Source organism: Armatimonadota bacterium, assembly GCA_039679645.1.
In the GTDB taxonomy this organism is placed as follows: domain Bacteria; phylum Armatimonadota; class UBA5829; order UBA5829; family UBA5829; genus UBA5829.
This window is the reverse complement of sequence record JBDKUO010000015.1, coordinates 21,584-34,032: the sequence shown is the minus strand read 5'-3', so window position 1 is coordinate 34,032 and position 12,449 is coordinate 21,584. Positions and strand designations below refer to the sequence as shown.

Genomic DNA, 12,449 nt, shown 5'->3' with positions numbered 1-12,449 from the left:
AGGTGCGCCCTCACCCCAACCCTCTCCCCCAGGAGAGGGAGCAGGGGGTTGTGCGCACTAGAACAATAATCAATACAATATACCCAATACTAAATTGAAGTGGTGGTAGCAATTGAGCAAACAACTGGCAAACATGAGTCTGGTCAAACAGCCCGAAACACAGAAAAACATGATGGAAGTGACGCCGCTGGTCCATAACGGCCGGCTGCTGCTTTTGGAGTGTGTCCGCCCTGCCGAGGGTCCGAATGAAGCACATTATCTGCAAATAAAAGATGTCGAGACAGGCGATATACTCACACAGTTCGCTCAGGGATATGGCTTGGCCTGCGCGATTATCCATGACAATAAGTTCTATGTATTTGCATCCCGCCATGAGAACAACGACTGGAACGACGTCACAGTCTTTTATTCGGGCGACCTCAAGCATTGGGAGAGCAAGCTCGTGATCGAGCAGGAACCTACTGAGCATCTGTTCAACACATCCGTCTGCTGGGCGGACGGACGGTTTGTGATGGCCTATGAGACCAACGACCCGCAATATGTAGCGTTCACGATTCTCTTCGCCGAGTCCAAAGACCTGCTCAACTGGACGAAGATATCCAACGCCGGCTCATATAAAGACCGCTACACGGCCTGCCCGTGCCTGCGCTATATGGAGGGGTATTTCTATATGCTCTACCTGGAGCATATGACTCCTGACTGGCGGTTCGACACTTATATGACCCGTTCAAAGGACCTGATAAACTGGGAACTCTCCCCGCGCAACCCGATACTCACAGCCGAAGGCGATGAGGGTATAAATGCATCGGACCCGGACCTGGTCGAGTTTGAGGACAAAGTGTATCTCTACTACGCCACAGGCGACCAAAAGACCTGGGCAAACTCCAAGCGGGCGATATTCGACGGCACTCTCACCGATTTCTTCCACTGGTGCTACACTAAGCCGGACCTGCATTATGCCGCGCCGGAAGTCCTCTGGAAGGGAACAGTGATCGAAGGGCCGCTCAAAACAGACTGGCCGCCGCTCACTGCCGACCAGGAGCACTTCAAGGATATGAAGTTCGGTATATTCATCCACTGGGGGCTGTACTCGATCCTGGGACACGGCGAGTGGGCGGTATTCAGAGAAAATATTCCTTTCGAGGAGTATGACCGCCAGGCGGATACATTTAAGCCTGAAAAGTTCGATGCGGCGCAGTGGGTTAAGTTGGCAAGTGAGTCCGGCGCAAAGTATATGACTTTCGGCACGAAGCACCACGACGGCTACTGCCTCTTCGACAGCCACCTGACGGACCACACCACAGTCAAGACCGGCCCGCATCGGGATATTGCTGATGAACTGAGCAAGGCGTGCGCGGCGGGCGATATGGAGCTAATGTTCTATTATTCAATGATAGACTGGCATTTCCCCGACTTCGCTCCCCAGTTGCCTGAATATACCCGCTACATGGAGGGTCAGGTCGATGAACTCTGCTCGCGTTATGGCAACGTGGCCGGGTTCTGGTTCGACATGGGCTCCCTGCTTGGGCGCTACCGCGGCCAGAAAGCCCTTGAAACCATTCGCAGCAAGCAGCCTCATGCGGTTGTCATGTCCTGTGACTTCATAGCAGTCGAACGCGATATGACCAACATCTGCAATTATGACTCCCAGGGGCGTCTGGTGATGTCGCCGATGCCCGAGCCGAGCCGTGATTTCTGGCCTATCGAGGTCTGCGACACCATGAACGATAACTGGGGATACACTCCATCCGATATGAACTATCGATCATCGGAAGAGCTGATCCGGCAGCTTGTGACAGTGGTGGGCAAGGGCGCTAACCTGCTGCTCAATGTCGGACCCACCCCATCCGGTGAATTTCCACCTGAGCAGATAGACAGGCTCAAGGATATCGGGAAGTTCATGGAGCGCAATGGAAAGGCGATCTACTCGACCCGTCCCGCCGACCTTCCGCAGCAGACCTGGGGTTATGCTGTGAGCAAAGACAACAGCATATATCTGCACATTCTCGACTGCTCAGAGAATACAGTTATTGTAAAGGGTCTTGCGAATGGAGTGAAATCTGTGCAGAACATTGACGGCAGGTCTGTTGAGTGGAAATATGTAGAAGACGGGCTGTATCTCACGATACCGGCGGAGTGTGTTGACCCTGTGGATACGGTTCTGGAGATTATTACCGCAGTGTCATAGTTGCCGGATTCGGAGATCCGGCACTGGCTTGTGGGTAAGGATTCGGAGATCCTTACCCATCAACAGGAAATAACGCCCGATTAGGGTCTTACCGGCAGGCTTGTCACCGGCAGCTTTAAGTGGTAAAGTCATGTAGCAGTGTGGAGGATTGGCATGGACAAAATTCCCGAGTGGCTGTATGACGAAGTGAAGACTTTCGGCACGGATTACAGCCAGGTCCAAGAAGCAGCCGCGTATGAGCAGCGAAGCCGCAGCCAGGATAGAGACGCCGTCAATGATTTCATACTGAACTACCTCGACCTTGATGATAGCAAGGTCGTTCTGGACTTCGGTGCGGGGTTCGGTTCATTTGCAATGGCAGCGGCTGCACGCTGTAAAAAAGTCATCGCAGTAGACATTTCTCCTGCAATGACGGATCTGGCTGCAAAACTGGCTCGGGAAATAGGCCTAACCAATATCGAATTTCACACAGCAGGCTTTCTGACCTATGAACATGCGAGTACGCCGCTTGACGGTGTGGTATGCTGCGGCGCACTGCACCATCTGCCCGACTTTTGGAAACAGGTAGCCGTCAATCGTATGTATGCAATGCTCAAACCCGGCGGCAAGATGCATTTTGAAGACCACGTGCTCTCTTTCGAAGTCAATCAATACCCGCAAGTACTCGATGACCTCATCGAAAGGAATAAAGGCAGCGTCGATGCGAACGGGCGTAATATTATGGCTGTGCTTATGCGGGATGAGTTTCCTACTTGCGACTGGATAATGGAAGGCATGATAGAGCGCGCCGGTTTTACCATTGTCAATAAGAAATATGGCAAGACCGGGTTCCGCGGGTTCTATCAGTGCCTAAAATAAGCAGCCGATAAAACATGAGGTTTACCATTGGATAAAGCAATTCTGGATGAGATAAAACTTGTAGCCGGGGGGCTTGGCGCACAGCCGAATGTAGAGCGCCTGATGCCTGAAGAAATAAAAATGCGCGCAGAGAAGTTCTGCAGGCGCACAGTATTCGGAAGCTGCAACTATGTCTCATCTGCCAAGACCCTCAGCACGGCCCTCACAGTGTATCTGGGCAGCGAGCACGTGGAAACCGGGGTCTACACGCAAAAGAAACGCGACATCAAAAAAGGCGCGCTGCAGACAATCAGATCGGTCCATGAGTATCTGAAAAAAGCTCCTATGGTACACACATCCGGCACGTTGGGCAAGGACAGCGACTTCACTCCACAGTGCGCATTTTACGTCTCCAAATATCGCAGGGACGGCATACGCGTGGCGCATATGGTTATGGAGAGTCTCTTCCCGCCGATTGCTGACCGTGAACCCGACCTGACAGTGGTCTTCATCCCCGAGTGGCAGGAAAAGGACCGCCAGGTGCTGGTCTTTCCTGAGATCGGGGTCACATATGTCCTGGGCACCGATTATTTCGGCGAAGCCAAAAACGCATTCTTGAGAATGGCAATGTGGCGCGCAAAGGAAAAGGGCATGCTCGGGTTGCATGCCGGCACAAAAATCCTCAAAGCGCGCAGCACAGAAGAAAATATCCGCAAGCTTGGGATGATGATGTTCGGGATTGCAGCAACAGGCAAGACCACCCACTCATGCCACAATCATGACCTCACTGCGCCCGGCGAGGGCATCGAGATATTGCAGGACGATGTAGTATTCTGGAAGCGTGACGGATCGGCTCTGGGCAGTGAAAAGGCTTTCTATATAAAGACCGAAAACCTCAGCCCTGAGACTCAGCCACTGCTCTATGACGCGGCTGTCCAGGAGGATGCGATCCTTGAAAATGTGATGGTCGACTACCTCGGCAACGTCTATTTTGAGGACCGGACTCTCACAGCCAACGGCCATGGCCTGGTCCAGCGCGGTGCGCTGTCGCCCTACTGCAGTGACTCGATCAACATGCCGCCGATAGATGAACTGGACGGGCTGATTATGGTGTTTATGACGCGCAGCAATGCTGTTGTGCCCATTGTAAGCAAGCTTACATGCGAGCAGGCGGCAGTGGCATTTATGCTGAGCGAATCAATTGATGCATCCGGAAGTGATCAGCAGGGGCCTGGAACCCCCACCCGCGGGATCAGCGCCAGCCCACTGGTCATCGGCGAAGCATCGGAGGACTGCAACAGGTTCTATCAGATGCTCAAGGCCAATGGCGACCAAATCGAGTGCTATATGCTCAACACCGGCGGCGTCGGAGAGATAGTCGAGCACGGACTGGATGGGACAAGGCGCGTGCTTCAAAAAGTGACGCGCGTCCAGATACCCGAAATGGCCTCGATCATAAGAAGCATTGCAAGAGGCACAATCAAATGGCAAGAGGATGCGAATTGGATGGTCCAGACGCCTGAATATGTAGATGGCATGGATATAACCAAATTCGACCTGGATCGGCACTATACTCAGGACCGTATCGACGCCTCAATAGCAGCTATCAGGCTCGACAGAGCAGAATACGCCGCACAGCTTCCCGGCCTCGACCCTGCGATCCAGGCAGCCGTAGAATTCTAATTAGTCAAAAAGTCTGAAAGTTTGAAAGTCAAAAAGTTGCTATAATCACACAGCCTCCGCCCTGGCAATCCCACTTTCTAACTTTTTGACTTTTCGACTTTTTAACTTTTCGACTCAAACAGGCACCTCGCTGGTGACATCGGCAAGGCTGATATATTCCCTGTCCGGGAGCTGGTCCAGCCTGCTCATGATATCTTTGGCGACCATGTGATCCTCCGCAAGAGCTATGATCTCGTCTTTGCTTGCGGGGTAGTCCACATCCTTTAAGAAGTCCATCAGGTTGGCCGTACTTTTGACCATTCGGCTTCTCATCGTTCGCACCTCCTGAAATAGCTGAGAGCGGAGAGTGGAGAGCTGAGAGCCCGGAACTGTCACCGCTCTGTTTCAGATGCTGCGGGAACGATGCTTACAAACCACCTTTGAATCATTCACAAGCGTAAGTTCCAGCGGCATGCAGAGTATGTACCAATTTCGAGAAGAAAGTATGCGAGGCGGGCTCAATATTACCTGATTGGATTGACCAGTTGCCTATTCTTTTTCCTGTGCTATAATTACCACAATAATATGAGTGAGATCTCGCAACTAAATAATGACGACGGCTGCTTCGCATGCGGCAAGTCCAACCCCATCGGTCTTCATCTGGAGTTCGGGCAGGAGGATGGAGAGTACGTCACCTATTTCACACCTGCTAAGGAGCATCAGGGCTGGCTCGGTATCACCCACGGCGGTATAGTCTGTACGGTTTTGGACGAAGTAATGGCGCGCGCCGTATATGAACTGGGGTGCAATGCGGTGACTGCAGAGCTGACCGTGCGAATGAAGCGGCCTGCGCCCACAGGTGCAAGACTGCGCTTTGCCGGACGGATAGTCTCCGAGAACCACCGGATAATCGACTGCTCCGCTCGCGCGACTGACGAGAATGGTCAAGTCATAGCTGAGGCGACTGCCCGGATGATGAGGGTAAAGTCAAGATAGCAGGCGATAAGTAATAGGTAACAGTATTAGGTGCGGCAATGAGCGAGAACCAGGACAATAACCTTATATCGGTCTTCAGCGCGCCGGATGAAGCGACTGCCAATATCGTCGCGGGCCTGCTTGAAAGCGAGGGCATTGCTGCTACCATAATCACATCGACGACAACCTGGAGTGAACGTGCTGCTATAGCGGACTCAATCGAGCGCATGCAGACCAGACAATGGGGCAGTGTTGCGGTCGCGGCTTCGGATATTGAGAAAAGTCTTGAACTGATCTCGGCATATCAGCCTGAAGAAAACACAGCACAGACAAAATCTCTGAAGTGGGAAAAAGGCTATTCATCTGGAAGCTTACGTATACCTTGTGCATTCATGGCATTAGTGTTTTGTGGTGTAGGGCTGTGCAACTTATGTGGCGATAGTCTCTTGCAGGCCTATATGACTTTTTGCATGTGCTTTGGTAGCCTGCTATATGCTTGGTACATAACCGGTTCGGTCAAATATGTCCCCGAGCAATATCAGAAGGACCACAAGGTTATCGGACAATATATTTATGTTGGCGCATTTGCTTTGTTATTATTGGGTCTGCGGTCTGTTAGTGTAATTCCTATATCCGCAAATATCGCGGCGGCTGTTAATGTGCTTGCTGCAATAGCGTTTATTTATGGCACAGCTAAAAAATATCCGTCCGCGACCAATAGGGTGAGATAATGAATACTGAAGATCATGGTCAGGGCGAAAATCTTGTAGTCGTATTCAGAGCGCCCGATGAAGTCACGGCTAATATCGTCAAGGGCATACTTGAGGGTGAGAATATACCCGTGGTGCTCGAATCGCGCATGGTGCCTATGTATGATGGGGTATTCAAGACGAGCGTGGGTTATTGGGGAGATGTAGTCGTGCCCAGGCGATATGCGGATAAAAGCAGAGAAATAATCGAAGCGCAAGTCCCCTCTCCTGAGGGAGAGGATTAGGAGAATGGTGGTTCTGGACTTTCCACTTTCCACTTTCAACTCTCCACTATTTTATTGGAGGTTTCAATGAGCAACCACTCGGACGGGAGCGTTTGCAGGCTTGCGGACCTGACTCCCGACAGCGTAAGGAACACGATAGTCCGTAAAGAGAAACTCTCGCCGGTACTGACTCTGCTCGAGATCAGTGCGCCACTGATTGCACGGTCTGCAAAGGCGGGGCAGTTCGTGATGATATGGGCAGGCGAAAAGAGCGAGAGAATCCCCCTGACCATCTCTGATATGAACCCCGATAAGGGCACTATCACGATCATATTCCAGGAGATCGGGCGCAGCACAATGGAGCTCGGCGGGCTGAAGGTCGGCGAGGACATACCCAGTATATCCGGCCCACTCGGCCACCCCACCCCCATCGAAAACTACGGCACGGCTGTAGTGATCGGCGGAGGAGTCGGAACAGCCATCGCCAGGCCCGTCGCAGCGGCGCTTAAAAAAGCAGGCAATCATCTGATCACTATCATAGGCGCGCGTGAGAAGTCGCTCATCATACTGGAAAAAGAAATGGCAGCCATCGCCGATGAGCAGTTCATCACCACGGACGACGGCTCCTACGGCCGCAAGGGCCTGGTCACCGATGCGCTGAAGGACATCATGGATAAGCAGACGGTCAATATAGTGATCGCGATCGGCCCGCTGCCTATGATGCGCTTTGTTGCCAAGACCACTGAGCCTTACGGCGTAAAGACTATAGTCTCGCTGGACCCGATCATGGTCGACGGCACCGGCATGTGCGGCGGCTGCAGGGTGACCGTCGGCGGCAAGACCATGTTCACCTGTGTGGACGGCCCGGACTTCGACGCTCACCAGGTAGACTGGGATGAGCTCAAGGCTCGCAAGTCGTTCTACTTCGACCAGGAGAAGTCTGCGCGAGAGGCATTCTCATCAAACGGAGGTGGCAAGTAATGGCCAAGGGCGGACCAAGAAATCCGATGCCGCATCAGGACGCGGCCAAGCGTATAACCAGCTTTGACGAGGTGGCCATGGGCTACGACGAGCAGACCGCTCTCGACGAGGCTGAGCGCTGCCTCAACTGCAAGGCCAAGCCGTGTGTGTCCGGCTGCCCGGTAAATGTTAACATTCCCACGTTCATCGAGCACATCAAAGAAAAGGACTATAACGCCGCCGCTGATGAGATCAAGAAGACCAACTCACTGCCGGCCGTATGCGGGCGCGTGTGCCCTCAGGAGAACCAGTGCGAGAAGTTTTGTGTGCTCGGCAAGAAGGGCGAGCCTGTGGCTGTGGGTCGACTGGAGCGCTTTGCGGCCGACTATCAGGCTGCGCACTCAAACGGCTCCGGCGCTCCCAAGCCCGAGGACCCTGACCTTGCCAAATATAAGATAGCCGTGGTCGGGTGCGGACCGGCGGGGCTTACCGTGGCGGGAGACCTCGCCAAGACCGGCTACAAGGTCACGATCTTTGAGGCGCTGCACAAGACAGGCGGCGTGCTGCGCTACGGAATCCCCGAGTTCAGGCTTCCGCGCACGATTCTGGATCGCGAGGTCGAATATGTGAAGTCACTGGGGGTCACGATCCTCACGAATATCATTGTCGGGCGGACGTTTAAGCTCGAAGACCTGCTCAAGGAAGGCTTTGACGCTGTGTTTGTCGGGACGGGCGCGGGCGCTCCCAAGCTGATGGGAATCCCCGGCGAAAACCTCTCCGGTATCTACTCAGGCAACGAGTGGCTGACCCGGATCAACCTGATGCGCGCCAATCGTGAAGACTACGCGACCCCGATCAAGCTGCCCAAGAAGGCCTGCATCATCGGCGCGGGAAACACAGCTATGGACTGCACTCGAACGGCTCTGAGAATCGGCGCACAGCAGGTGACAATTGTCTACCGACGCGGGCGCGAGGAGATGCCAGCCAGAGCCGAAGAGACCGAGAACGCTGAGGAAGAAGGCGTGATCTTCAAGCTCCTCACAAACCCCAAGCGCTTTATAGGCGACGAAAAGGGCGCGGTGCGGGCAATGGAATGCCTGCGGATGGAACTCGGTGAGCCGGATGACTCGGGCAGGCGTCGGCCTGTAGCAGTCCCCGGAAGCGAGTTTGAGATCGAGTGCGACACGGTCATCGTCGCTCTGGGTCAGAACCCGAACCCGCTGATCAGGACCACCACGGACGGCTTGACATGCGAGAAGTGGGGCGGAATCTGCATCGACGCCGAGACCGGCATGACCAGCATCCCAGGAGTATTCGCGGGCGGCGACGCAGTGACCGGTGAAGCGACAGTCATATCGGCCATGGGCGCAGGCAAGGTTGCCGCTGCAGGGATCGACCGGTATATACGCAAGAAATATAAACTTGTATGAGAATGCGCTTGCCTCCAGGTAGGGATACCTGGAGGCATAACAAATTTAGTATCTAGTATTTTATAATGATTATTAACTGGGCCGGGGCTGGGTGCTTCGGCCTTTTTGCATATTTATAGCATTTTTGCAAAACGAACTGAGCGTGAAATTTGGATTTTTGAGCGTGGGGAGTTCGTTTTGGCTGTTTTTTTATATATGCAATTTCTACCCTTTGCAGTGATGCTTCGAGAGCGTATGCTCCGGAGCGGCTGCACGGGGCTTCGGGACTACGTCCGCGAAGCATACAAAAATGTACTCCCATAATTATAAGACGGCTTCTAGGCCAAAATTTGGTTAACAGACCATGGTATTTCAGTTAAATGTTGTTCACTAGTTGCGAATGGACACTGGTACCAGGTGTTGGAAGACTGAGTCAGGTGCGTTCGGAGGCTTCGGCAGCGGGGTTGGTGAAGATTGAAGGACAGTACGATTTTGGCTGCTGCACGAAGCAACAAAAAATATATGGTATTCAGACTGAGACATACAATTTGCATAGCCCATCAACCTTTTGCGCGCATAGCACGTCTTCTTATGTGCAGGAACGTAGAATGGGCCGATTGACTGATGCCGACCTGGTGCGGCGAAGCGTCGATGGTGATACCGCTGCATTCATAGAATTGATAGATGTGTATAATGGAATGATGGTTTGATGGCCGGAGCAGACTGCTCCGGCCATCGTTCTTTGTAATGGATTGACGCAAACGGTTTAGGCAGCTTTAGCTTCTGAGCGCCTCTCGACTTTTGAGAGCGAATCCAGTTCCTTATCGGTGAGAACCTTCTCCAAATCGATCAGGATTACCAGACGGTTGTCCTGCTTGCCTACACCCCGCACATACGCGGAATTAGCATTCACAACCACCGGCGACGGCGGCTCGATCATATCGGCGGACAGGCGAAGCGTCTCGGCAACTGCATCGACTACCATACCGATCATCTGGCCGGCTGCCTCGACTACCACGATCCTCGAAGATTTAGTGGCGTCTCCCACCGGCAGACCAAAGCGCTTGCGCAGATCAATCACTGGGACAATGCTTCCGCGCAGGTTAATTACACCTTCCACAAACTCAGGAGTCCGTGGTATCCGCGTGATCTCCTGCATGCGGATGATTGTGTTGACTGCCCCGATATCCACACCGTAGAACTCGTGGGCGAGATCGAAGACAACTATTTGCTCCCACTGATCCGTTGTAACATCGCGTGTTTCACTGGTCATAGTTGCATCCTCCATCTCAGGCAGCCTTCTTTCGGCGTTGTGAGGTCACTGCTCTTGAAACATCCTGTAGTGAGCCTCTGCTCGGAGCCTCATCGACCTTAAACTGAGCAACCAGCTCCTGCAGTTCTTCCGACATATGCGCCAGTTCCTCGGCTGATGCGGTTAGTTCCTCAACGGAAGCCATCTGCTCTTCGGTAGTCGCAGACACTTCCTCAGCCGCTGCGGCATTTTCCTGGCCAACTGCTGCTACCTGTTCTATCTGCTTCGTCACATCGTCACTGCTGGCAGACATCTGCTGAGCAGCGGCTGTGGTTTCTTCCGTCACTGACGATACGTTCTCAATAGCCTTTACAACTTCAGCGCTGGAACTTGCCATCTGCTGAGTCGATGCGGAGATCTGCTCTATCTGCTTTACAATTCCGACAACGGCTTCCTGTATGCCGCTCAAGGCTTCACCGGCTTGATTTGCAAGCTGTGTGCCCTCGGCCACTTCCTGGCTGCTCTGATTCATAGCCACGACGGCATGCTCAGTCATCTGCTGTATATTCGAAATCAGCTCGGCAATCTCACCGGTTGCTTTTGAGCTTCTCTCCGCCAGCTTGCGGACCTCATCCGCCACGACTGCAAAACCTTTGCCATGCTCGCCTGCTCTGGCTGCCTCTATAGCAGCATTGAGAGCGAGTAGGTTGGTCTGTTCGGCGATATCGTCAATTGTCTCGACAATCGCGCCTATCTGCTGAGAATGCTCACCAAGTGACTTAACCATATCGGCGACTTTGTCGGTCGCGTCTTTTATTCTGTCCATTCCACCGACGGTATCGGCAACATGCTTGCCACCGGTATTGGCAACATCGGTCACCTGTTGGCCGTTCGCTGCAGCTTCCTGGGAAAGTGAAGATACATTATCGATGGCCGCATTGATCTGCTGGACCAGGGCCACTGTCTGATCCACGGTGTTGGCCTGCGTCTGAGCACCTGACGCAACTTCGTGTACCGCCCGGCTCAACTGTTCCATGGAAATAGCGCTGGATTGGGCATTCTTAGACTGATCCTGCGAACCGGCAGCCACCTGGTTGATGGTCTCTGTGATCTGCTGAGTCGCTTTGTTGATCTCTTCGGATGTGGCAGACAGACCCTGCGAGGAAGATGTTACCTTCTCAGCCGAACTCGTAACCTTAATAATGGTATCTTTGAGAGAGTCGACCATACGCTTGAAAGCTACTGAAAGCTGGCCCACTTCGTCCTCGCCGCATGCGGCCACCTGGATGGTCAGATCGCCTTCTGCAACCTCCTCGGCATCTTTCACCAGAGCCGTTATAGGAGTTACGATTGCTCTTGTGACTGTGACTGCAATGAATGCACCGAGAATGACTGCTAGAACAGCAAGGATACATACAGACTTGATTGCATTGCTGCCTGCATCATTAGCCCTTTTCGTGGCATCGTTCATAGCTTTTTGAATGTTTTTCAGCATCTCTTCAGACGCTGTTATTGACTCGCTGCCTGCATCTGCCATTCTGCCCTGAGCCAGCTTAATCATAAGCGAGCGATTGCCCGACTGAAAAGCAGGTATGGCTTCATCCTTAAATATCTTGCTGTATTCGGACTCGCCCTCTCTAATTCTGCGCATTACATCTTTGGACTTAGCGTCCGTCAACATGCCTTCGAGTTTTTGAGCAGTCTCGTTGAATTTCGCGACTTCAGACTCGTATTGCTGCTTAATAGAATCTGAGCCATAGAGTAAATATCCACGAGCATACATAGTATGCTTGCTCATTGACCAGGCCAGCTCATATGCGCACTTCAATTCACTCACGCGCAGTCCGGTGGCCTCTTTTGTATTGCGGTTCATGGTGCGGATACTGGTGTAAGATGCAATTGCAACTATCATGGTAAGCAATAGTACAACTGCAAATCCACCGCCGATCTTGGTTCCAATCTTCATTTTTGACAACATAAGCGACACTCCCCTTTGTTTTTCGCTTTTGGTTGGAAACACTTAGGCTTCCGCAGTGATTTACTGCATAGACTATTTGATTATTGGGTCTGCATACACCAAACCTCAGATTATAAAGCTTAAACTGCTGTCACTTTTTGACATATGTGTCGAAGCCGGCGCCCATTGAAAGCGATTGATTATTGCGCTAACATGTCCGTAAGATAGGCAAGCTT

The 12,449-nt window shown here is 52.7% G+C and carries 11 protein-coding genes; 8 read left to right on the top strand and 3 right to left on the bottom strand.

Annotated features, from left to right (window positions below):
- The first annotated feature begins 112 nt into the window (after positions 1–112).
- From ABFD83_03370 to ABFD83_03360, 3 genes are all read left to right on the top strand, one after another.
- Positions 113–2,188 (top strand): alpha-L-fucosidase, encoded by a 2,076-nt coding sequence (locus ABFD83_03370; GenBank protein MEN6356106.1) that lies wholly within the window; start codon positions 113–115, stop codon positions 2,186–2,188.
- A gap of 153 nt (positions 2,189–2,341) precedes the next feature.
- Positions 2,342–3,046, top strand: coding sequence for a class I SAM-dependent methyltransferase (locus ABFD83_03365; protein ID MEN6356105.1), 705 nt, complete (start codon positions 2,342–2,344; stop codon positions 3,044–3,046).
- Between the two features lie 27 nt (positions 3,047–3,073).
- Positions 3,074–4,708 (top strand): phosphoenolpyruvate carboxykinase (ATP), encoded by a 1,635-nt coding sequence (locus ABFD83_03360; GenBank protein MEN6356104.1) that lies wholly within the window; start codon positions 3,074–3,076, stop codon positions 4,706–4,708.
- Between the two features lie 114 nt (positions 4,709–4,822).
- On the opposite strand, the gene ABFD83_03355 is transcribed toward ABFD83_03360, so the two are convergent.
- Positions 4,823–5,020, bottom strand: coding sequence for a DUF2795 domain-containing protein (locus ABFD83_03355; protein ID MEN6356103.1), 198 nt, complete (start codon positions 5,018–5,020; stop codon positions 4,823–4,825).
- Between the two features lie 252 nt (positions 5,021–5,272).
- On the opposite strand from ABFD83_03355, the gene ABFD83_03350 reads away from it, so the two are divergent.
- The 5 genes from ABFD83_03350 to gltA all read left to right on the top strand — a co-directional run bounded on the left by ABFD83_03350 (position 5,273) and on the right by gltA (position 9,025).
- Positions 5,273–5,683, top strand: a complete 411-nt coding sequence (locus tag ABFD83_03350; protein ID MEN6356102.1) for a PaaI family thioesterase — start codon at positions 5,273–5,275, stop codon at positions 5,681–5,683.
- Positions 5,684–5,721: 38 nt separating this feature from the next.
- Entirely contained in the window at positions 5,722–6,393 is a 672-nt protein-coding gene (locus tag ABFD83_03345; GenBank protein ID MEN6356101.1) for a hypothetical protein, read from the top strand.
- Positions 6,393–6,656, top strand: coding sequence for a DUF2007 domain-containing protein (locus ABFD83_03340; GenBank protein ID MEN6356100.1), 264 nt, complete (start codon positions 6,393–6,395; stop codon positions 6,654–6,656). The genes ABFD83_03345 and ABFD83_03340 overlap by 1 nt, the downstream gene beginning before the upstream one ends.
- A 66-nt stretch (positions 6,657–6,722) precedes the next feature.
- Complete coding sequence (locus ABFD83_03335; protein ID MEN6356099.1) at positions 6,723–7,616, top strand: sulfide/dihydroorotate dehydrogenase-like FAD/NAD-binding protein; 894 nt, start codon at positions 6,723–6,725, stop codon at positions 7,614–7,616.
- Complete coding sequence (gene gltA, locus ABFD83_03330; protein MEN6356098.1) at positions 7,616–9,025, top strand: NADPH-dependent glutamate synthase; 1,410 nt, start codon at positions 7,616–7,618, stop codon at positions 9,023–9,025. The genes ABFD83_03335 and gltA overlap by 1 nt, the downstream gene beginning before the upstream one ends.
- 745 nt (positions 9,026–9,770) lie before the next feature.
- Here the strand turns inward: gltA and ABFD83_03325 are convergent.
- A complete protein-coding gene (locus tag ABFD83_03325; protein MEN6356097.1) occupies positions 9,771–10,277 on the bottom strand; it encodes a chemotaxis protein CheW in 507 nt (168 codons plus the stop codon).
- Positions 10,278–10,293: 16 nt separating this feature from the next.
- The gene (locus ABFD83_03320) at positions 10,294–12,234 is read right to left on the bottom strand and encodes a methyl-accepting chemotaxis protein (GenBank protein MEN6356096.1); all 1,941 of its coding nucleotides are present in this window, start codon (positions 12,232–12,234) and stop codon (positions 10,294–10,296) included.
- Positions 12,235–12,449 lie beyond the last annotated feature (215 nt).